Source organism: Kitasatospora sp. MAP12-44 (assembly GCF_029892095.1).
Taxonomy (GTDB): Bacteria; Actinomycetota; Actinomycetes; order Streptomycetales; family Streptomycetaceae; genus Kitasatospora.
On sequence record NZ_JARZAE010000004.1, the window covers coordinates 2688852 to 2709586 of the forward strand.

Genomic DNA, 20735 nt, shown 5'->3' on the forward strand with positions numbered 1-20735 from the left:
TGAGGTCAATGTGAGGTCAACAGTGCCGCCAGCGCCTGCTCGGTCGCCGCGCGGGAGGCGGCGTCCAGGTCGGCGGCGGTGCCTCGCAGGCGGTGGGCGGTCTCGACGGCGGCCAGTGCGAGCAGGCCGGGGAGCAGGTCGACGCTGCGCCGGGCCAGCCACGCGGTGCCGCGGGTGGCCAGCCACCAGAGGTCGGCGGCGCGGCTGGGCGGCGGGGGTGCCAGGACGGCCGTGGGCGGCGGGCCCAGCGGGTGGCCGGCCTCGGCGAGCAGGGCGTGGAAGTGCCGGGCGATCAGCAGGTGGCCGGCCGGGCTGGGGTGCAGGCGGTCGGCGCTGAGCAGGGCGCGGTCCGCCAGCCAGGGCAGCCGGGCGAGGTGCAGATGGACCGCCCGGTGGCGCTTGGACAGCTCGTGCACCACGGTGTTGACGGCCGCCATCCGGCGGGCCAGCGGGCGGGCCAGTGGGGCGGGCAGGCCGAGCAGGACGCCCGGGTCGGGCAGGCAGGCGGTGAGCAGCACCGCTCCGCCGGAGCCCAGTTCGCCGAGCACCCGGTCCAGCGCGGCCGCGGTGCGCCGCAGGTCGAAGTCGGCGCGCAGGGTGTCGTTGCCGCCCACCAGGACGGCGGCCAGCTGGGGGTGCAGGGCCAGGGCGCGGCCGAGTTGGCCGTCCGGCAGGTCGGCGGCGCGGGCGCCGCTGGTGGCCAGGTTGTGGAAGCGGACGGCCGAGGGGCGGGCGGCCAGCGACGGGGCGAGCAGCGCGGCCCAGCCCCGCCAGCCGTCCGGTACCGGGGCGCCGACGCCCTCGGTGAGCGAGTCGCCGAGGGCGACGAAGTCGGTGATCCGGGTGGCGGGGACGGGAGCGGGGACGGACGGCGCCGGACGAGCGGGGATGGGAGCAGCGGGAGCGGAGGCGGACGGCGCCGGACGGGCGGGGGCGGTCATCGGGCCCGCCCCAGCACCGGCTGGGCCGGGGCCTCGTGCACGCCCAGGAACGCCGCGACCGAGGCCTGCCAGCCGAAGTCCCGCGCCCGGCTGCGGGCGGCCGCCCGGCGGGCCCGCTCGGGACGGGCGAGCAGCGCGGCGACGGCGTCCGCGAAGCCCGCCCCGGTGTCCGCCGCCGCGACCCCCGCCGGGCCGACGACGGCCGGCAGGGCGGACGAGCGGCTCACCGCGACCGGCGTACCGCAGGCCAGCGCCTCCAGCGCGGCCAGCCCGAAGGTCTCCACCGGACCGGGTGCGAGCACCACGTCGGCGGAGGCCAACAGTGCTGCCAGCTCGGCCCGTTCGGCGACATGGCCGAGGAAGTGGACGGGCAGGCCGGAGCGCCGGGCGCGCTCCTGGAGGCGCTCGCGCAGCGGGCCGGCGCCCGCCACCACCAGGGTGGCGGGCACCGCGCGGCCGATCAGCTCAGCAAGCGCGTCCAGGGCGCGCCCGGGCCGCTTCTCGGCGGAGAGCCGCGAGCAGAGCACCAGCAGCGGCTGCCCGGGGGCGGCGTACCGGGCCCGGACCGCCGGGTCGCGCAGGCCGGGGTGCAGCCGGTCGAGATCCACCCCGAGCGGCGCCTCCAGCAGGTTGCGCGCGCCGATCCGGCGGAACTCCGCGGCGGCCCAGGCCGTCGTGCAGACCACCGAGTCGTACGCCTGCGCGGTACGGGAGTTGAGCCGGTCGGCGAGCAACTCGGCGACCGGCTGCGGCAGTCCGCGGGTGCGCAGCAGGCCGGTGGCGTTCTCGTGCGAGACCATGACCGCCCGCACGCCGTGCTCGCGTGCCCAACCACCGGTCCAGCGCAGGGTGGTGCGGTCGGAGACCTCCAGACGGTCGGGGGCCAGCCCGGCCAGCACCGCGGCCACCGCGCGCCGGTCGGTGAGCACCCGGTAGCCGCCGCTGGCCGGCAGGACCGGGCCGGGCACCGTGATCACCCGGCCCTGCGCGGTCTGCTCGTCGCGGTGCACCGGGCCGGGGACGATCAGGACCGGCTGGTGGCCCGCCGCGAGGTAGCCCGCCCCGAGGTGGCGCAGCGCGGTACGCAGGCCGCCGGAGACGGGCGTGACGAAGTTGGCCAGCCGGACGATCCGCAGCGGGCCGCTCATGCCGGCAACTCCTCTACGGGGGACGGGAAGTCGTGGATCGCGGGGAGGTCGGGGAGGTCCGGAAGATCCGGCAGGTCGGGCAGGTCGGGCAGGTGCGGGATCCCGGGCAGATCGGGGTGGCTGGGCAGATCGGGCACGCCGGGCAGGTCCGGCACGTCCGGCACGTCCGGCAGTGGTTCGCCGCGGTGCTCGGCGAGCACCTCCGCGTAGTGGCGCAGCAGCAGGTCGCCCACCGCCTCCCAGGTCCGCGCGGTGACGTCGGCCCGTCCCGCGCGTCCGTAGGCCACCCGGCGGGCCCGGTCGGCAGCCAGCTCGGCGACCGCCTCGGCGACGGCCCGGGCGTCCCGGGGGGCGATCAGCAGGCCGGTGCGCCGGTGGCCGACCAGGTCGAGCGGACCGCCGGCCGCCGGGGCCACCACCGGCACCCCGCTGGCCATCGCCTCCTGGATGGTCTGGCAGAAGGTCTCCAGCGGTCCGGTGTGCACGAAGAGGTCGAACGTGGCGTAGCAGCGCGCCAGTTCCTCGCCGGTGCGCCGGCCCAGGAAGACCGCGCCGGGCAGCGCGGCCTTCAGCGCCGGGGCGCTCGGCCCGTCGCCGATCACCACCAGCCGTACGCCCGGCAGCGAGCAGACCCCGGCGAGCAGGTCGACCCGCTTCTCGGGCGCCAGCCGTCCGACGTAGCCGACCAGCACCTCGCCGCCGGGGGCGAGTGCGCGGTGCAGTGCCTCGTCGCGGCGGCGGGGGTGGAAGCGCAGCGAGTCGACGCCGCGCGGCCACAGGTGCACCCGCGGCACACCGTGGGCGGTGAGGTCCTGGGCGGCGGGGGTGGAGGGGGCCAGGGTGCGGGCGGCGGCGCCGTGCACCGTGCGGATCCGGTGCCAGGCGGCGCCGGCGCCGAGGCCGCCGCCGACCCGGTAGGCCTGGGCGTAGCCGGCCAGGTCGGTCTGGTAGACGGCCAGGGTGGGCAGACCGAGCCGGGCGGCCTCGACCGCGCCCCGGGCGCCGAGGACGAACGGGCTGGCCAGGTGGACCAGGTCGGGCCGAAAGCCGGCGATCGCCGCGCGCAGCCGGGAGCTGGGCAGCGCGAGCCTGACCTGCGGGTAGCCGGGGAGCGGGATCGAGGGGATCCGGACGACGGGCAGCTCGGTGGCGTCCGGGCCGAAGGAGTGCGCCGGGCAGCTCGCGCCGCGGGCCGGAGCGGGAGTGATGACCAGGGGTTGGTGGCCGCGCCGGACCAGGTGCTCGGCTGTGCGCAGCACGCTGTGGGCAACGCCGTTGACTTCGGGCGGGAAGGACTCGGTGACGATGGCGACACGCATGCCTTGGTTGTTGCCTGGCCGGACGAGCTTCGGGCCAAAGGGATCTGTCGAACAGGCGAACGGTGGCCAGCGCTTTCCCGCAGGTCGACCGCGCGCCGGCGGTCGACTCCCCCATGTCCGATCAAGACATGACAAAGGATCATGACAAATCCGCGCACAACCGCTAGCCAACCGACCAGTAACCAACTTACCGTCAACTCCCCACCCTTCTGAGTGAGGAGCAGGCTTTGCCCAGACGCGCCCCCACCCGGGGACGGCGGTCCGCCCGCAGTTGGCCCGCCGCCGCCCTCGCGCTCGTCCTGCTGGCCGCCGCGCCGGCCGTCACCAGCAGCACCGCCGTCGCCGCCACCCCCCACGCCGCCGCTGCCGACTACTGCGGCGGCCAGTGCAACGACATCCTGCCGCCCGGCGAGAACGGCAACGCCACTCTCGCCGACATCCTCGGCAACAAGCTCTTCGGCACCAGCCCCGCCAACACCAACAACCAGCTCGCCCCCTACACCAACCTCGCGGCGGCCTACCCCGGGCTCACCGACAGCCAGTTGGGCAACTTCTTCAACGACGCCTCGTTCGGCGTGCCGGCCGACCAGGTGGCCAGCAGCATCAGTCCGCGCCCGGACGTCACGATCGTGCGCGACAAGGCCACCGGCGTCCCGCACGTCACCGGCACCACCCGCTACGGCACCGAGTACGGCGCCGGCTACGCGGCCGCCCAGGACCGGCTCTGGGTGATGGACCTGTTCCGACACGTCGGGCGCGGCGAGCTCTCCAGCTTCGCGGGCGGCGCCGCCGCCAACCGGCAGCTGGAGCAGAGCTTCTGGCAGGTCGCCCCGTACACCGAGGACGAGCTGCAGCAGCAGATCAACACGATAGCGAGCACCGGCGGCGCCCGCGGCCAGCAGGCGCTGGCCGACGCGCAGGCGTACCTGGACGGGATCAACCAGTACATCACCCAGGCCTACAACAGCCGGACCTTCCCCGGCGAGTACGACCTGACCGGGCAGATCAACGCGATCACCAACGCCGGCTCGATCGCGCCGTTCAAGCTGACCGACCTGGTCGCGCTGGCCTCGGTGATCGGCGCGCTGTTCGGCTCCGGTGGCGGCGGTGAACTCCAGTCCGCGCAGGTCAAGGAGGCCGCCGACGCGCAGTACGGGCAGGTCCAGGGCGATCAGCTCTGGAGCTCGCTGCGGGAGGCCGACGACCCCGAGGCGGTCTCCACCGTGCACGACGGGCAGTCCTTCCCGTACGCGCTGCCGCCCGCGAACCCGCAGGGCGTGGCGATGCCGGACCCGGGCTCGGTCGTCCCCGAGCAGCTGATCTACAACGCCACCGGCTCGGCGACCAGCCCCACCACCAAGGCGGCCGGGGTGCTCCCCGGCAACCTGATCACCGCCAAGCACGGGATGTCCAACGCCCTGGTGGTCTCCGGGCAGCACACCGACGACGGGCACCCGGTGGCCGTCTTCGGGCCGCAGACCGGCTACTTCGCCCCGCAGCTGCTGATGCTGGAGGAGTTGCAGGGCCCCGGGATCAGCGCCCGCGGCGCCGCGTTCGCCGGGCTGAGCTTCTACGTCGAGCTCGGCCGCGGCCAGGACTACGCCTGGAGCGCCACCTCGGCCGGCCAGGACATCACCGACACCTACGCGGTGCCGCTGTGCACCACCGACGGCTCGCCGGTCACCCTGGCCGCCCAGTCCTACCTCTACCACGGGCAGTGCCTGCCCTTCGACAAGCTCGACCGCCAGGACTCCTGGTCCCCGACCACCGCCGACTCGACGCCCGCCGGCTCCTACACGCTGACCATGTACCGGTCGAACTACGGTCTGGTGACGGCGCGCGGCACGGTCGGCGGCAAGCCGGTCGCCTTCACCTCGCTGCGCTCCAGCTACAAACACGAGGCGGACTCGATCATCGGCTTCCAGATGTTCAACGATCCGGGCGCGGTGCGCGATCCGGTGAGCTTTCAGCAGGCCGCGCAGAACATCAACTACACCTTCAACTGGTTCTACGCGGACGACAGCCACACGGCGTACTACAACTCGGGCAGCAACCCGGTCCGGGCGCCGAACGTCGACCCCGGTCTGCCGGTGGTCGCCGACCCCGCGTACGAGTGGGTCGGCTTCGACCCGGTGACCAACACCGCCCAGTACACCCCGCCGGCCCAGCATCCGCAGTCCGTCGACCAGGACTACTACGTATCCTGGAACAACAAGCAGGCCCCCGCGTACGGTTCGGCCGCCTTCGGCGACGGATCGGTGCACCGGGCCAACCTGCTGGACAGCCGGGTCAAGGCGCTGCTCGCCAACGGCGGTAAGGTGAGCCGCAGTTCACTCACCCAGGCGATGGAGAGCGCGGCGCTGACCGACCTGCGCGGCGAGGACGTGCTGCCCGACCTGCTCCAGGTGATCGGCAGCGCACCGGTGACCGATCCCAAACTCACCACCCTGGTCCAGGAGTTGCAGAACTGGCAGGCGGACGGGACCAAGCGCACCGAGACCTCGGCGGGCAGCCAGACCTACCGCGACGCGAACGCCATCCAGGTGATGGACGCCTGGTGGCCGCTGCTGGCCCAGGCGGAGTTCCAACCGGGCATGGGCAGCACGCTGTTCAACGCGCTGACCGGCGCGCTGCAGATCAACGAGTCGCCCTCGGGCGGGCAGACCGGCCCGGTCAGCGGCGGCGTGAGCGCCAACGAGTCGATCCCGCACAAGGGTTCGTCCTTCCAGTACGGCTGGTGGAGCTACGTCGACAAGGACCTGCGGTCCGTTCTCGGTGAGCCGGTGGCCGGCCCGCTCGCCGTACCGTTCTGCGGCGGCGGGAACCTGGCGGCCTGCCGCACCGTGGTGATCAACTCGCTGGAGCAGGCCGCCGCCGAGACCCCGGCCCAGGTCTACCCCGGCGACAGCTCCTGCGCGGCCGGCGACCAGTGGTGCGCCGACACCATCATCCAGCGGCCGCTGGGCGGGATCACCGACGCCAAGATCACCTGGCAGAACCGGCCCACCTACCAGCAGGTGGTGCAGTTCACCTCACACCGCTGAGCTGAGCTGAGCTGAGCAGTAGGAGGGGGTGCCGAATCGGCACCCCCTCCCCGGCGAGCGATCGGTCCTCGGGTACTACCAGCCGCCAAGTGAAACGCCGGGGCCTCCTGCCAGGTAGCGGGTGAGCGCACTCGCCGTGGTGGGCACGAAGTTCTCAGGGATGGCATCGACGGAGATCCAACCGACTTGCGCGTGCTTCTCCGGCTCGACATTGACCGGGTCACCTGACCAGCTGTGGGCAGCGAAGACCACCGTCAGGAAGCCGTTGGGCGCCTCAACTCCCCGTGCACCGTGGATGACATGGGCCAGCTGGAGGGCTTCGGGGTCGACGACCAGGCCGGTCTCCTCCTTGAGCTCTCGGACCGCGGTTTCGGTGATGGGCTCGCCTGGCTCGCTCTTGCCGACGGGGAGGTCCCACATGCCCTGGGCGAACTTGGCCCGGGGACCGCGCTGGAGGAGGACGACCCGGCCCGTCTCGCGGTCGTGCACGATCACCGCCGCGACCAGCAGCGTCATGGAGTCGGTAGCAGGCTTTAGAGCTTGACCTGCGTCGGCGATCTGCTGCTCGGCCACGGCGGTCCCTTCGTCGGCGGGAATGGTGCTAGATCAGGGCGTCTCGGGCTCGCTGCTCCAGCTCGGCGGCCCCCGGCACTCCGCGTCTACGGTAGATCGCCAGGCTGGGCCTGATCGAGGAGATGGCCTTTCTGGTGCGGTCCGAAGACATGCCCTCCATGAGCGCCATGGCTTGGCGCCACGTCGCAACGGCCTCGTCGGCCCGGGCCTGGGCAGCGAGGCTGTCGCCAAGGTCGGCGTAGGTGAGCACGTGGACGCGTTTGTATTTCTCGGCGTCCCACCAGACGAGTGCAGCTCGGAGCTGTCGTTCGGTCCCGACGTGATCGGCAAGGTCCGTCAGAGAGTTCGCGGCGTCGCAGGCCAAGCGCGCGATCTCCGGCGTCCTGGGAGCAGGAGATCACCGACAAGGCGTACGAGATCCGCGTGACATGCGTCGCCGGTGAACTCTTCCCAGTCCGGATCGACGCCCCTGACGGTCCTGGCCGGCTCGACTGGCGCACCGACTCCAAGAACCTCACCTACTCCCCCGTTCAGCTCCCCGGGCACGTCCACACCGGCATCCTGGACATGCTGTATCGCCTCGGACTCGTCTACGCCGCCGTTGATCTGATCGTCGATCAGGCCGGCACCCACTGGCTGGTGGACGTAAACCCTGGCGGCCAGTGGGCGTGGATCGACACCACCCGCGACGCGATCACCCGCGCGCTTGCGAACCTTCTCCAGAAGGGCACCCAGTGACCACCAGCACCACCGACCCGACCGCCGAGGCTTTGCGACATGCCATGGTCGACGCGCTCGGCGCCGACGGCAGTCTGACCGACGACAGGTGGCGCGAGGCGTTCGTCAACGTGCCCCGGCACGCCTTCGTCCCGTTCTTCTACCGACAAGGCCTCGACGGCTCCCACCAACGGGTCGGCGACGACGACCAGGGCCAGCGTGCCGAGTGGCTGCAAGCCGTCTACCAGAACCAGGCGCTCGTCACCCACCTGATCGACGGGAACACCGCGTCGTCGTCCAGTCAGCCGTCCCTCATGGCCGTGATGCTCGAAGCGCTCGACGTTACCGAGGGCACGCGCGTCAAGGAGATCGGTACGGGGACCGGCTACAACGCCGCGTTGCTGAGTCACCGGCTGGGCGACGAGAACGTGGTGTCCGTCGATGTCGACCAAGACATCACGGACGCCGCCCGCGAGCGCTTGGACCGTGCCGGGTACCGGCCGACCGTTCTCACCGGCGACGGCTCCCAACCGGAGCCCGGGCGCCCGCGCCCCTACGGCGGCATCATCGCCACCTGCGGCCTACGGAGCATCCCGCCTGTGCTCCTGCGCGAACTCACTCCTGGGGGTCTGATCGTCGCCCCGCTCGGCTTCGGCGTCGTCCGCGTCCAGCAGACCGGCGAGGGCGAGGCGCAGGGGCGGTTCCTCGCTACCCCGGCGTACTTCATGCCGCTTCGGGCGGCCGGCGACAGCGGAGTGATCCACCGTCCGCAGGTGCCGGGCGGCGATGCCCGGCCGTCCGCGATGGGCCCTGACGTGATCGTGGACGAGGGATTCCGGTTCCTGGCCAGCGTCGCGCTTCCCGCGCTGGGCTGGCAGTACGACCTGTCGGACGACGGCAGGCCGACCAGCGCCCGTGTCTGGACGTCGGACGGATCGATCGCCGACCTGCGGGACGACGGCACCGTGACCGAAGGCGGCCCGCGCCGCCTCTGGTCGGAGCTTGAAGCCCTGCACCACGTCTACGAGAAGCACAACCGCCCGGCCCGCGACCGGTACGGGATCACCATCACCGGCACCGAACAACGGGTGTGGCTCGACAAGGCAACCGGACCGGGGTGGCCGCTAGGCTGACCCAGGGGGGCGCCGGCGACGGCGCCCCCCTTTGCCAACTCCCCTGACCCGCTCGGGAGTCGGCACCCAACCGTCGCCCCTCCCCGGTGAGGGCGGCGGTGGGAACTTCAGATCCTGGATGTCATCCACTTGCGGCGGCCCGCCGTCGGTGTGTCCATGGCGCTCATCCCCGCCTCCCCGGGTAGCATCCTCGAAGCGTACACCGTACGCGGTGCACTACTGCGTACAAGGTACGCACGGATGTCGGAACGCGCAAGCGCTCCGAAAAACGTTGGGGTGAGCGAAGAGTTGAGCAAGAAGCCTTCGGATAGTGCGGCGAACTCGGCGGAGAGCACTAGTGCACTAGGCGATGAGGAGGAGGCGCCCTACCTGCGGATCGCGGCGGAGATCCGTGCCAGGATCGAGCGCGGCGAGCTGCGGGCGGGCGACCGGGTGCCCTCCACCCGGCAGATCACCCAGGAGTGGGGGGTCGCGATGGCGACCGCCACCAAGGTGCTCGCCGCGCTGCGCCGGCAGGGCCTGGTGCAGGCCCGGACGGGGGTCGGCACGGTCGTCGCGGCGAAGGCAGCAGCAGAGGCAAAGGCGGACGCACCCCCCGTACGGCGCGAGGTGGGTGAGGGCGGGCTCACTCGGGAGCGGATCGTCGACGCGGCCGTCGCGCTCGCCGACGCGGAGGGCATCGCCAGCGTCTCGATGCGCCGGGTCGCCGCCGAACTCGGCGTCGCCACCATGGCGTTGTACCGGCACGTGCCCAGCAAGGACGAGCTGGTGATACTGATGTCGGAGAGCGTGCTCGTCGAGGACCCGTTCCCCGCCGAACCGCCGCTGGGCTGGCGGCCCCGCCTGGAACTCCTCGCCCGCACCCAGTGGGAGATCTTCCGACGGCACCCCTGGCTGGCCCCAGCCGTCTCGGTCACCCGGCCGGTCCCCTCCCCCAACGTGCTGCGCCACGCCGAGCGGGCCGTCGGGTCGCTGGACGGGCTCCCGTTCGACCCGCCCACCAAGCTCTACGTCCACCTGCTGCTGTTCAGCTTCGTGCGCGGCATCGCCTTCAACTTCGAGCTCACCGCCCAGGCCGAGCACGAGAGCGGCGCCACCGAGGCGGAGTGGATGGACTCCCAGCAGAGCTCGTTGGAGTCGCTGATGACCTCCGGCGCGTACCCCGCCTTCTCCCGACTCCTGCTGGACATGCGGACGTTGGAGGGATCCGTGGACTTCGACTTCAGCCTCGACCGGCTCTTCGAGTTCGGCCTGGCCCGGACGCTGGACGGCATCGAAGTGCTGATCGAGGCTCGCGAGGGCGAGGTGGACTGACGGCGCGCGAGGTACGCGCCACCCGCGCGGCGGCCCCCGGCTTGCCCGGGGCACCGGCCGCGTCAAGGCTGGTTGCCATGACAGACCCCGGCCCCGGCCCCGGCCCCCGCCCGCACGACACCCGGCTGCCCGGCGAGTCGGCCGCCTACCGCACCGCCCGCGAGGAACTGCGGCTGGCCGAGGTCGAGTTGATGCGTCAGCGCGAACGCGTCGCCGGCCGGCGCCGCGCCCTCCCGCCGGGCCCCGCGCTGCAGGACTACAACTTCCTGGAGGGGCCGGCCCAGCTGGACGGCGGCGACGAGCCGGTGCGGTCCGTCGCGCTGAGCGAGCTCTTCACCGCGCCGGGGCGGGCCCTGGTGGTCTACCAGTTCATGTACGGCAAGCGGCAGACCAGCCCCTGCCCGATGTGCACGCTCTGGATCGACGGCTTCAACGGCGTCGCCCGACACCTCGCCCAGAACATCGACTTCGCCGTGGCGGCCGCCGCCGACCCCGGCCCGCTGCGCGCCCACGCCCGCCGGCGTGGCTGGGACCAGCTGCGGCTGCTGAGCTGCGCGGCCAACACCTTCAAGTACGACCTGCGCAGCGAGGACGAGCAGGGCAACCAGGACTCCACCGTCTCGGTCTTCACCCGCGACCAGGACGGCACCATCCGGCTGCACTACTCGGCCCACCCCCGGATGTCCGAGGACATCGACCAGCGCGGCATCGACCTGCTCTCCCCCGTCTGGCACCTGCTGGACCTCACCCCGCAGGGCCGCGGGGAATGGTCTGGCGGGCTGGACTACTGACCTCCTAGAGTCGCCGGATGGACCTTGCGGTTCGAGCTGATCGCCGAGCTGCGCTAGGGGCGGGTCTGGTCGCCGCGCAGCAGGGAGGCTCCGGCGGCCAGCAGGGACATCGCGGTCGCCGTCGCGAAGACCACGATCAGGCCGTGGTGGAAGGGCGCGGAGATCAGGTTGGGGAAGAAGTCCCGGCCGGTCAGCACGGCGACGTTGGACGCGGGCAGGGTGTGCAGCACGCCGGTGGGTCCGAGCAGCGTCTGCACCGGGTTGATGCCGAGGAAGGCCGAGAAGACGGTCGAGACCGGCGGCAGCGAGGCGGCGTGCTGGGCGACCGCGGCGGGGACGCCCTGGGCCTGGAGTCCGGCGCTGAGGGTGTGCGGCAGTCGGGCGGCCAGGCCGGCGATCAGCAGCGAGAAGAAGACGCCGATCGACAGCGAGACACCGGAGTTCTGGAAGGTGGAGCGCATGCCGGAGGCCGCGCCGCGGTGGATCGGCGGGACGCTGCTCATGATCGCCGAGGTGTTGGGCGCCGAGAACATGCCCGAGCCGACTCCGTTGAGCGCGATCAGCAGCGCGAACGCCCAGTAGGGGAAGGCGATCGGCAGCAGCATCAGGCCGACGAAGCTGGCGGAGAAGACCAGCAGTCCGCCGGTGGTGAACCAGCGCACGCCCAGCCGGTCGGAGAGGTATCCGCAGAGCGGGCCCGCCGCCAGAAAGCCGGCCGTGAGCGGCAGCAGGAAGATGCCGGCCCACAGCGGCGCGTCGGCGTAGTCGTAGCCGTGCAGCGGCAGCCAGATGCCCTGCAGCCAGATGATCAGCATGAACTGCAGGCCGCCGCGGGCGATCGACGCGAGCAGCGCGGCGGCGTTGCCGGCGGCGAAGGAGCGGATCCTGAAGAGCGCGAGGTTGAACATCGGCTGGGCCACCCGCCGTTCGACCAGCACGAAGGCCACCAGCAGGAGCACGCCGCCGCCGAGGCCGCCGAGCACCTTGGGGCTGGTCCAGCCCATGGTGTGGCCCGCGTAGGGCTGGATGCCGTACGTGATGGAGATCAGCAGCAGGCCGGCGCCGGCGGCGAAGGTGAGGTTGCCCCACCAGTCGATCCGGGCGCTCTGGCGGGTGGAGGTCTCGCGCAGCGAGCGGTAGGCCCAGATGGTGCCCACGATGCCGACGGGTACGTTGATCCAGAACACCGCCCGCCAGTCCCAGGCGGAGAGCAGGCCGCCCAGCACCAGGCCGATGAACTGGCCGGCCAGGCCGGCGATCTGGTTGATGCCGAGCGCCGTGCCGCGCTGGTGGACGGGGAAGGCGTCGGTGATGATCGCGGCGGAGTTGGCCATCAGCATCGAGCCGCCCAGCGCCTGGACGATCCGCCAGCCGATCAGCCAGAGCGCGCCGGCGCCGCCGTACATCGGGTCGAAGGAGAGCGCGACCGAGGCCAGCGTGAAGACGACGAAGCCGAGGTTGTAGATGCGCACCCGGCCGACCAGGTCGCCGAGGCGACCGAGGGTGACCACCAGCACGGCGGTGACCAGCAGGTAGCCCATCATCATCCACAGCAGGTAGCTGATGTTGCCCGGCGCGAAGGGGTCCAGGTGGATTCCGCGGAAGATCGCGGGCATGGAGATGATCACGATCGAGGCGTCCACGGTGGCCATGAACATCCCCAGCGTGGTGTTGGACAGCGCCACCCACTTGTAGCGGTCCGGCCGCCCCGCCGGGCCGGCCGCCGTACTGCCGTTGCCGGCGGGGCGGCCGGCGGCTGCGGTGGCCCGGGATGTGTCGGGCTGGGATGTGTCGGGCTCAGACACGACGGGTGATCCTCTCCAGCAGGGGGATGGCGGCGGCCAGTTGGTCCTGCTCGGCGGCGGTCAGCTCGGCGGAGATGGCCTCGGTGAGGCGTCGCGCGCGCTCCTCGCGGGCGCCTGCGATGCCCTCGCGTCCGGTCTCGGTGAGCGAGAGGACGATCCGACGCCCGTCGGTCGGGTCGGGCGCCCGGGAGACCAGGCCGCGCTCCTGGAGCACGCCGACGATGGTGCTCATGGACTGCACGCGGATCCCCTCCCCGGCCGCGAGCTCGGTGGTGGTGGCCGGGCCCTCGCGGTCCAGCCGGACCAGCGCCGAGGTCTGCGAGAGGGTGAGCTCGCCGTCCGGCCGGACCTGGCGCAGCCGGCGGACCAGGGGGCCGAGGCAGGCGCGCAGGTCGGCCGCGAGGCGTGCGGTCGTACTGGTGGTCGTCACACTTCTCAGCATAGACTGCTCAGTCCAGACTGACTATAGGAGCGAGAGGCGACCTATAGGAGCGGGAGGCGACGGCGGAGATGCCGACCCCAGTTCAGCCCCTACTTCACGCGCTGGCTGCAACTCGGTTTTAGGGGTGAGTAATTCGGGGCACGGACCGCCGATCGTATTCATGACACAGCGCCGATGCCGTAGCTTGCCAGCATGGATCTCACCGTGACAGAGGCAGAGAAGTCCAGGTTGGATGGCAAGGCGATAGCCGCGGCGTCGGTGACGGTGGTGCTGTGGGCCTCGGCGTTCGTGGCCATCCGTGAGGCCGGCGGCCACTTCAGCCCGGGGGCGCTGGCGCTCGGACGGCTGTCGGTGGGGGCGCTGGCCCTGCTGGTGCTGTGGGCGGTACGCGGCGAGGGGTTGCCGCCGCGGGCGGCCTGGCCGGGGATCGCGGCTTCGGGCGTGCTGTGGTTCGGGCTGTACATGGTGGCGCTGAACTGGGGTGAGCAGAAGGTCGACGCGGGGACCTCCGCGATGGTGGTGAACATCGGGCCGGTGCTGATCGCCCTGCTCGGCGGGTGGCTGCTCAAGGAGGGGTTCCCGCCCAAGCTGATGGCCGGCATGGCGGTGTCGTTCGCCGGCGCCGTCGTGGTGGGCATCTCGATGTCGAGCGGGGGCGGCAGTTCGGTGCTCGGCATCGTGCTCTGCCTGCTCGCGGCGGCGACCTACGCCAGCGGCGTGGTGAGCCAGAAGCCCGCGCTGCGGCATGCCTCCGCGTTGCAGGCCACCACCTTCGGATGTCTGGTCGGGGCAGTGCTCTGCCTGCCGTTCGCCGGTCAACTGGTGTCGCAGGTCGCCAAGGCGCCGGCCTCCGCCTCGCTCAACATCGTCTATCTGGGCCTGTTTCCCACCGCGTTGGGCTTCACCACCTGGGCCTACGCGCTGTCGCGCACCACCGCGGGCAAGATGGGCGCCACCACCTACGCGGTGCCGGCCCTGGTGGTCGTGATGGCCTGGATGACGCTGGGCGAGGTGCCCGGCTGGCTGACCCTGGCGGGCGGGGCGCTCTGCCTGGGCGGCGTCGCGGTCAGCCGGCGGCGCTGAGCACAGGGCCGCAGCGGGGCCGCCGTCAGAGCACGAGGACGGTCTCGCTGCGGCCGAGCAGGAAGCCCAGGTGCAGCCGGTTCTTCGCTCCCACACCGTCCTTGAGGTGCGCGACGTGGGCCTGGAGCGAGCGCTCGCTGATGCCGAGACGCCGCGCGATGACCTTGTCGGAGTGGCCCTCCACCAGTAGCCGGCGGACGGCGTCACGGATCGAGGGGACGACCTCGGGTGCCGCGCCCGCCGCGTGGATCGGCACGAAGGGGAACGGCTCGGCCCGGTCCCAGGAGCGCTCGAAGACGTCGCTGAGGAAGCGGACGACCGACGGCTCCTTGATCATCACGGCCACCGTGCGGTCGTCGTTGGCCGAGATGAAGGCGGTGGCACGGTCGATGACGATCAGCCGGTCGAAGAACTCGGCCAGCGTACGCACCTGCACGCCGTAGTCGGTGACCGTGCGGACGTAGTCCTTGGTGGCCTCGTCGAACCTGGTGGTGTGCTGGTAGAGCGTGCGCATCGCGACGCCGCCGGCGATCTGGCGGCGGACCGACTCCAGGGCGTCGTCCAGCACGGCCCTGGGGCGCGGCCCGTCGGGCTGGGCGGTGAGGATCTCCCGCTCGGCGCCGTCCAGCGTCGACTGGATGGTGCGGTTGATCTCCGGAAGGCTGTAGAGGTAGACCACCGCGGCCCCGGGAGGGGACTCGACCGGAGCGGCGGCGGCAGCATGGACGGCCTGTTCCAGGGCCTGCCGGGAGAGCTGGGCCAGCGCCTCCGCGACCACCTTCAGCGGGTCCGGGTAGTCGGCCGGCCGAGCGCCTGCCAGGAGGCCCGCCGGTACACCCGCCGGTACGTCAGGAAGGCTTCCCGGCAGCTGAGTCGAGCCATCCGTTTTGCCTGCTTGTGTACCCATAAAGACCCCTCGACTTATGGCAATGCGGAGACCCGAACCGTCGTAGATCTGTCTGCGCAGGCGCGAGCGAGGGAGAGTTGGAGCTGCGGGCAAGGGGCCGCGGAAGATCGCAGGGCCCCACGGAACGCACCGGCAAGACGTACGCGAAATTCGCCGAACGCGTTCCGGACACCTTCGACATGCCTTCGACAGGACAGGACTGCCATGCGTCAGAACAGCTCGGTCTCCCCCGTCAACACCACCCCTGCCGCTCGCGTTCTCGTCCCGCTGCTGATCGCGCTGTTCGCCGTCGCGGCCCTGCTGGCCGGTACCGGATCCCTCGGTGGTGCGCTCAGCCCCTCCGCCTCGGTGACCCGCCCGCTGGCCGACGTCGGCTGGAACTCCACGCCCGCCGATCCGACCACGCCCGCTCCGACTTCTGCCCCCTGACCGTATCCCGGTCCCGCGGGCGAACGGCACCCCAGACCACCCCCTAGCAGGAAGCGACTGCCAACCATGCTCGACTCGCCGTGGTTCGTCTCCCGCGCCGCAGGTGGCCCCCGGGAACTCACCGTCTTCTGCTTCCCGCACGCCGGCGGCAACGCCCGGACCTTCCTGGGCTGGCAGCAGCACCTCGCCACCGAGGCCCAACTCGTCGGGGTGACCATGCCCGGACGCGGCCTGCGGCACGCCGAGCCGGCCCCTGCGAGCGTCGCCGAGCTGGCCGACCGGGCAGCCGAGGCGATCGCCGCGGCGGTGGACCACCGGCCCTTCTACCTGCTCGGCCACAGCTTCGGCGCCATCCTCGCCTTCGAGGTCGCCCGCCGGCTGCGCGACCTGCCGGGGCTGCGCCGGCTGATCGCCTCCGGCTGCTCCGCGCCGGTCCTGCTGCCCACCGACCGCGTGGTGCGCACCGCCAGGCTGACCGGCCAGGCCTTCACCGAGGCCGTCGGCTTCTTCGGCGGGCTGCCGCCCGAGGTGGTCGCCGACGAGGAGCTGCAGGACCTGCTGCTGCCCGGCCTGCGCGCCGACTTCCGCCTGGTGGCCGGCTACCGCTACCGTCCCGCCGCCCCGCTGCCGATCGAGGTCGCCCTGATCAACGGCCGCGACGATCCGCACATCGGCGCGGCCGAACTGCGGCTGTGGGAGCGCGAATGCGAGGGCCTGCCGCGCTACCACTGGGCCGACGGCGGCCACTTCTACTTCGAGCCGGACCCCGCCCCGATCGTCGACCTGGTGCGCTCACTCATTCGCAGTGACTCCGGCGCGGCCCGCCACCTCGACGAACACATTGAACTTATCTAGGTGTTGTCCACAGTGCCGCCATCCGACGGCACCGGCACACCAGAGAGGAACCCCCGATGCAACTGGCCGCAGCGGACCAGAATCGGCGAGGCATCGCCTTCCGTGAACTGCACCACGGCCCCCGGGCGTTCGTGATCCCCAACCCCTGGGACGCCGGAACGGCCAAGCTGCTGGCCGGTCTTGGCCACCCCGCACTGGCCACCACCAGCGCCGGCCTCGCCTTCGCGCTCGGCCGGTCGGACGGCGCCAACCTGGTCGACCGGGCCGACACGCTGGCCAACGCCCGGGCGATCGTGGCGGCGACGCCGCTGCCGGTCTCCGCGGATCTGGAGAGCGGGTTCGGGCCGACGCCGCTGGACGTGGCCGAGACCATCCGGCTGGCCGCCGAGGCCGGTCTGGTCGGCGGCTCCATCGAGGACGCCACCGGCGACCCCGACCGTCCGATCCACTCCTTCGAGGCGGCGGTCGAACGGGTCACCGCGGCCGCCGAGGCGGCGCGCGGGCTGGGCTTCCCGTTCACGCTGACGGCCCGCTGCGAGAACTACCTGTACGGCCGCCCGGACCTCAAGGACACCATCCGCAGGCTGCAGGCCTTCGAGGCGGCCGGCGCGGACGTGCTGTACGCACCGGGGCTGCCCGACGCGGAGGCGATCCGCGCGGTCTGCGAGTCGGTCGGCCGGCCGGTCAACGTGCTGGCGGGCGGCGCCGGACCGCGGCTGACCGTGGACGAGTTGAGCGAGCTGGGCGTCCGCCGGATCAGCCTGGGATCGGCGCTCGCCCGAGCCGCGCTGGGGGCCGTGCTGCGAGCCGTGCGGGAGATCGGGCAGGACGGGACCTTCGGCTTCGGCGCCGACGCACTGCCCTACGGCGACGCCAACCAGCTGATGGCCGACGAACCGACGGCCGACCGGCCAGTGATCAGCCACCTGACGGACCGGGACGACGATCCCGGCGAAACCCGGAGGACTCCATGAACCGCCCGGCCGCCCTGCTGCAGGCGCCGCACTACGTGCTCGGCGAGATCGAGACGGACCACCGCGAGATCGAGGGTCTGGCCGAGCGGGCCGCCGAGCTGAAGATGGTGCCCCAGGCCAAGCTCTGGGGCTGGGGCACCGTCCGGCGCACCAAGCGGACCCTCGAGGAGCTCGCCGTCGAGAGCGGCACCGCGACCCTGCGCCTCGCGGGGGTGGCGGCGGAGTCAGTGGACGCGCTGGTGCTCTGCTCGACCCGGTTCCCCGGCGGGCCGCGGACGCACGGGCAGTTCGTGGAGCGGATCATGTCCGGGCTCGGCCTGGACCGGGCCGCCTACCTGGGGGTGACCCTCAACCGCTGCACCAACCTGCTGGTGGCGCTGGAGACGGCGCGGGCCCTGGTCGTCTCCGGGCGCCACCGCAGGGTGCTGGTGGTCACCACCGACCTGATCGAGGACGAGGTCGAGCGGATGGAGAGCTTCGCACTCTTCAGCGACAGCGCCGCCAGCTGCCTGGTGACGGCTGGCGACAGTGAGCCGGCCGACGGCGAGCCGGCGGACGGTCTGCGGTACGAGATCCTCTCCACCGCGAGCGCCCAGGAGGCCGCCGCGCTGGACTGGTCGCACGAGATCAGCGCCGACCTGGCCCGCGAGGCCAACGCCCGCCTGCTGGAGCCGGTCGGCCTCACGGTCGGCGACATCGACGGTCTGCTGCACGCCAACCTCTTCCTGCCGCTGGTGACGATGAAGGAGCGGCAGGCCGGTTTCAGCGCCAAGCAGCTCTACACGGCGAACGTCACCCGAGTCGGCCACTGCTTCGCCGCGGACCCGCTGGTCAACCTGGTGGACCAGGAGGAGGCCGGCCGGATCCGCGAGGGCGGGCACTACGTGCTGGCCGTGAGCGTCCCCGGCTCCCGGGTCACCGTGCTGCTGCGCCGACTGGCCCGCTGACTCCAACACCAGTCCATCCCACCCCCGCCCCGCCGTGCTTCGCCATGCCCTGACACCCTTGATGGAGCCTCCGTGAACGTGCCCCAGAGCCATCCGCTCGACGATCTCACCACCTCGCTACCGGAGTTGCCGTATCTGTTCGGCCCGGCCGCGGCCGCCGCGGCGGACCAGGTGCTCGGCGGCTCACCGGCGAGCCTGTACCAACGGCTGCTGGACGACCAGGAGTCGGAGACGGTCCTACTGGTCGCCCGCCGGGTGCTGGCCGCCTTCCTGGAGAGCGAGGGTGAACCGGAGGCAGACCCGCCGGCCGACCCGACGGCCGACTCGCTGGCCCGGCTGGTCGCCACCGAGCGGGCCGAACTCGCCGCCCGGGCCAGCGCGTTCTGGTCCCAGGGAGACGCGGAGAGCGAGACCGACAGCGAGCTGCGGCAGGACGTGCTGCGCCGGCGCGCACCGATCGCGCTGCTCGCCGGCTGCTGGCTGGACACCCTCTCGCAGCCCGCCACCCAGCCGGCCGTCATCGTCAACCGCCTGTTCGCCCACCACTTCGAGCTCAAGGGAGCCGGCCGGCCGCAGCGTTCGCTCGCCGAGCTGCGGCGCCGGGGCCTGGCGGACGCCGGGGTGCTGCTGCCGGAGATCGAGGAGGAGGACTTCCTGCGCCGGGCCGAAGCCCGTCCGCTCACCGCGCTGCACGGTGCGTTCTACCTCGCGCTCTCCCGGCTGCCCGCCAGCTTTCTGCCCGAACTGGTCGGCGTGCACTACGCGTTCCACGCTCTCGGCGTCGACGAGCTGCTGACCGGCGCCCAGCCGGCCCTCCCGGCGAATGAACTGGACGGCGTGCTGGCGGAGTTCATCGAGCTGACCGCCAACTCACCGAGCGGGCGGCGGGATCGGATCCGGCTGGCCCGGGCGGTCCGTCTGGTCCTGCGGCTGGAGCGCGAGCAACTGGCGCTGCTGGGCGAGCTGGTGGAACGCCGGCGCGGCCTGTCGCTGGACGCGCGGGTGGCCGAGATCGTCGAACGGCACCGCCCGTTCGCCGGGCGCCAGCACCGCAGCGTCAAGGTCGCCGGGCGGCTGCTCTCCGAGACGCTGGCGGACCAGGACTTCGATCCGGCGGGCTTCGTCCAGGACTTCCGGGCCTCGCGCCATCTGCGCCCGCTGAGCACCGGCGGCTGCCCGTTCACCCGGGGCATCAAGTTCGGCGGTCCGATGTTCGGCATCTTCGACGAGCGTGAGGCCGCCGTCTTCACCGCCTGGGCGGCGGCCGTGGCCGCGGGCGAGCCGGCGGGCGCGCCGTACACGCCCGACCGCACCGGCGAGGAGCAGGCCGCCCACTGGCAGCGGGCCGTCGCCGACGCACGACCGGCGGACGTCCGGTTCGCCGAGCCGGCCCCCGCCGACGACCGGGAGCTGTTCCACCGGCTGGTCAACATCGAGAGCCACCCCAACACCCTTCCGCTGGCCAGGAGTCTGGCGGTGGCCGGCCTGGACCGCGCCGAGCTGCTCTTCGAGCACGGCGGCGGCGGCCGCTACACCGACGCGGGCTGGTTCGAGTACAGCCCGCAGGCCCTGCTGGAGCGGGTCGACCGGATCTACTGGGACAAGCTGGTCGAGCCCTACCGTCCGCTCCAGGAGATCCCCGAGCGCGACGAGGTGGTCTTCCACCAGAAGACCTTCGCGCTCGGCAGCCTGATCGACGGCACCTGGGCGTACCGGATCGGCAACCTCGGCCGCTACCACCGGCAGAGCGACGCGATGCTCTTCTCGATCTACGCGGACGAGATGGGGCGCGGCGACCTCGCCAAGAACCACATCACGCTGATCCGCCGGGTGCTCGCCTCGATGGACGTCCAGCTGCCGCACATCCGCTCGGCGGACTTCCTCGACCAGGGCGAACTCCCGGACGAGCTCTACGGGTTCTCGATCCACCAGCTCTGCCTGGCGCTGTTTCCCGACACCCTCTACAACGAGATCCTCGGCTACAACCTCGGTATCGAGATGTTCGGCCTGGGCGAGATGCGGCTGCACGAGATCGAGAAGCTGCGCCGCCACCGCCTGGACGTCTCCTACGAGGAGGCGCACCTGTCGATCGACAACGCCTCGGCCGGCCACGCCCGGCAGTCCGCCGAGATCGTCGTCTCCTACCTGGACGGCGTGCGGCGCAGCTCCGGTGAGGCGGCCGTGCAGCAGGAGTGGCGGCGGATCTGGCGCGGCTACGCCTCGTTCGCCTGGTTCGTGGAACACCCGCTGGTCAGGTCGCTGACCGCGCGACCGGCGCAGAGTGCCGACCTGCTGATCTGACGCCCCCGCCGG

At 72.2% G+C, this 20735-nt stretch carries 18 protein-coding genes and 1 pseudogene; 11 read left to right on the forward strand and 8 right to left on the reverse strand.

From position 1 onward, the window contains the following. Positions 1 to 5: 5 nt before the first annotated feature. The 3 genes from P3T34_RS12630 to P3T34_RS12640 are packed head-to-tail and all read right to left on the reverse strand — an operon-like array spanning position 6 to position 3408. Entirely contained in the window at positions 6 to 941 is a 936-nt protein-coding gene (locus tag P3T34_RS12630; protein ID WP_280666131.1) for an SGNH/GDSL hydrolase family protein, read from the reverse strand. After that, complete coding sequence (locus P3T34_RS12635; RefSeq protein WP_280666132.1) at positions 938 to 2089, reverse strand: glycosyltransferase; 1152 nt, start codon at positions 2087 to 2089, stop codon at positions 938 to 940. Before P3T34_RS12635 ends, P3T34_RS12630 begins: the two co-directional genes overlap by 4 nt. After that, complete coding sequence (locus tag P3T34_RS12640; RefSeq protein WP_280666133.1) at positions 2086 to 3408, reverse strand: glycosyltransferase family 1 protein; 1323 nt, start codon at positions 3406 to 3408, stop codon at positions 2086 to 2088. The genes P3T34_RS12635 and P3T34_RS12640 overlap by 4 nt, the downstream gene beginning before the upstream one ends. 299 nt (positions 3409 to 3707) lie before the next feature. On the opposite strand from P3T34_RS12640, the gene P3T34_RS12645 reads away from it, so the two are divergent. Next, on the forward strand, positions 3708 to 6452 hold the full coding sequence (locus P3T34_RS12645; RefSeq protein ID WP_280672029.1) for a penicillin acylase family protein: 2745 nt from the start codon (positions 3708 to 3710) through the stop codon (positions 6450 to 6452). Between the two features lie 75 nt (positions 6453 to 6527). Here the strand turns inward: P3T34_RS12645 and P3T34_RS12650 are convergent, their stop codons facing one another. Beyond that, positions 6528 to 7025: an NUDIX domain-containing protein gene (locus tag P3T34_RS12650; RefSeq protein WP_280666134.1), complete on the reverse strand. Its 498-nt coding sequence runs from the start codon at positions 7023 to 7025 to the stop codon at positions 6528 to 6530. Positions 7026 to 7053: 28 nt separating this feature from the next. Then, positions 7054 to 7374 (reverse strand): annotated as a pseudogene (locus P3T34_RS12655) (tetratricopeptide repeat protein); the annotation flags it as partial. A gap of 74 nt (positions 7375 to 7448) precedes the next feature. Between P3T34_RS12655 and P3T34_RS12660 the strand changes: the two are divergent. From P3T34_RS12660 to P3T34_RS12675, 4 genes are all read left to right on the forward strand, one after another. Further along, complete coding sequence (locus P3T34_RS12660) at positions 7449 to 7763, forward strand: hypothetical protein (RefSeq protein ID WP_280666135.1); 315 nt, start codon at positions 7449 to 7451, stop codon at positions 7761 to 7763. Beyond that, the gene (locus P3T34_RS12665) at positions 7760 to 8875 is read left to right on the forward strand and encodes a methyltransferase domain-containing protein (protein WP_280666136.1); all 1116 of its coding nucleotides are present in this window, start codon (positions 7760 to 7762) and stop codon (positions 8873 to 8875) included. The genes P3T34_RS12660 and P3T34_RS12665 overlap by 4 nt, the downstream gene beginning before the upstream one ends. Before the next feature lie 288 nt (positions 8876 to 9163). Beyond that, positions 9164 to 10189, forward strand: a complete 1026-nt coding sequence (locus P3T34_RS12670; RefSeq protein ID WP_280666137.1) for a TetR/AcrR family transcriptional regulator C-terminal domain-containing protein — start codon at positions 9164 to 9166, stop codon at positions 10187 to 10189. 77 nt (positions 10190 to 10266) lie between these two features. Then, a complete protein-coding gene (locus P3T34_RS12675) occupies positions 10267 to 10980 on the forward strand; it encodes a DUF899 family protein (RefSeq protein ID WP_280666138.1) in 714 nt (237 codons plus the stop codon). Between the two features lie 53 nt (positions 10981 to 11033). On the opposite strand, the gene P3T34_RS12680 is transcribed toward P3T34_RS12675, so the two are convergent. After that, on the reverse strand, positions 11034 to 12665 hold the full coding sequence (locus P3T34_RS12680; RefSeq protein WP_348534751.1) for an MFS transporter: 1632 nt from the start codon (positions 12663 to 12665) through the stop codon (positions 11034 to 11036). A 112-nt stretch (positions 12666 to 12777) separates the two neighbouring features. Beyond that, a complete protein-coding gene (locus P3T34_RS12685; RefSeq protein ID WP_280666139.1) occupies positions 12778 to 13215 on the reverse strand; it encodes a MarR family transcriptional regulator in 438 nt (145 codons plus the stop codon). A 255-nt stretch (positions 13216 to 13470) separates the two neighbouring features. On the opposite strand from P3T34_RS12685, the gene P3T34_RS12690 reads away from it, so the two are divergent. Then, positions 13471 to 14310, forward strand: coding sequence for a DMT family transporter (locus tag P3T34_RS12690; protein ID WP_280672032.1), 840 nt, complete (start codon positions 13471 to 13473; stop codon positions 14308 to 14310). Between the two features lie 25 nt (positions 14311 to 14335). Here P3T34_RS12690 and P3T34_RS12695 read toward each other — a convergent pair whose 3' ends face one another. Beyond that, positions 14336 to 15217, reverse strand: coding sequence for a LuxR C-terminal-related transcriptional regulator (locus P3T34_RS12695; protein WP_280666140.1), 882 nt, complete (start codon positions 15215 to 15217; stop codon positions 14336 to 14338). Between the two features lie 204 nt (positions 15218 to 15421). On the opposite strand from P3T34_RS12695, the gene P3T34_RS12700 reads away from it, so the two are divergent. The 5 genes from P3T34_RS12700 (at position 15422) to P3T34_RS12720 (ending at position 20723) form a co-directional block, all read left to right on the forward strand. Then, on the forward strand, positions 15422 to 15646 hold the full coding sequence (locus tag P3T34_RS12700) for a hypothetical protein (RefSeq protein ID WP_280666141.1): 225 nt from the start codon (positions 15422 to 15424) through the stop codon (positions 15644 to 15646). A gap of 66 nt (positions 15647 to 15712) precedes the next feature. Beyond that, positions 15713 to 16501, forward strand: coding sequence for an alpha/beta fold hydrolase (locus tag P3T34_RS12705; protein ID WP_280666142.1), 789 nt, complete (start codon positions 15713 to 15715; stop codon positions 16499 to 16501). 56 nt (positions 16502 to 16557) lie between these two features. Further along, positions 16558 to 17475 carry an isocitrate lyase/phosphoenolpyruvate mutase family protein gene (locus P3T34_RS12710; RefSeq protein ID WP_280666143.1) on the forward strand — a complete coding sequence of 306 codons (918 nt, stop codon included), beginning with the start codon at positions 16558 to 16560 and terminating at the stop codon, positions 17473 to 17475. After that, positions 17472 to 18422: a 3-oxoacyl-ACP synthase gene (locus P3T34_RS12715; protein ID WP_280666144.1), complete on the forward strand. Its 951-nt coding sequence runs from the start codon at positions 17472 to 17474 to the stop codon at positions 18420 to 18422. The genes P3T34_RS12710 and P3T34_RS12715 overlap by 4 nt, the downstream gene beginning before the upstream one ends. A 72-nt stretch (positions 18423 to 18494) precedes the next feature. Then, positions 18495 to 20723, forward strand: a complete 2229-nt coding sequence (locus P3T34_RS12720) for an iron-containing redox enzyme family protein (RefSeq protein WP_280666145.1) — start codon at positions 18495 to 18497, stop codon at positions 20721 to 20723. Positions 20724 to 20735 lie beyond the last annotated feature (12 nt).

Excerpts from the sequence above, each read along its gene's own strand:
- P3T34_RS12630 (WP_280666131.1), bottom strand. The coding sequence starts at position 941 with ATGACCGCCCCCGCCCGTCCGGCGCCGTCCGCCTCCGCTCCCGCTGCT.
- P3T34_RS12635 (WP_280666132.1), bottom strand. The coding sequence starts at position 2,089 with ATGAGCGGCCCGCTGCGGATCGTCCGGCTGGCCAACTTCGTCACGCCC.
- P3T34_RS12640 (WP_280666133.1), bottom strand. The coding sequence starts at position 3,408 with ATGCGTGTCGCCATCGTCACCGAGTCCTTCCCGCCCGAAGTCAACGGC.
- P3T34_RS12675 (WP_280666138.1), top strand. The coding sequence starts at position 10,267 with ATGACAGACCCCGGCCCCGGCCCCGGCCCCCGCCCGCACGACACCCGG.
- P3T34_RS12695 (WP_280666140.1), bottom strand. The coding sequence starts at position 15,217 with ATGGGTACACAAGCAGGCAAAACGGATGGCTCGACTCAGCTGCCGGGA.
- P3T34_RS12700 (WP_280666141.1), top strand. The coding sequence starts at position 15,422 with ATGCGTCAGAACAGCTCGGTCTCCCCCGTCAACACCACCCCTGCCGCT.
- P3T34_RS12705 (WP_280666142.1), top strand. The coding sequence starts at position 15,713 with ATGCTCGACTCGCCGTGGTTCGTCTCCCGCGCCGCAGGTGGCCCCCGG.
- P3T34_RS12710 (WP_280666143.1), top strand. The coding sequence starts at position 16,558 with ATGCAACTGGCCGCAGCGGACCAGAATCGGCGAGGCATCGCCTTCCGT.
- P3T34_RS12715 (WP_280666144.1), top strand. The coding sequence starts at position 17,472 with ATGAACCGCCCGGCCGCCCTGCTGCAGGCGCCGCACTACGTGCTCGGC.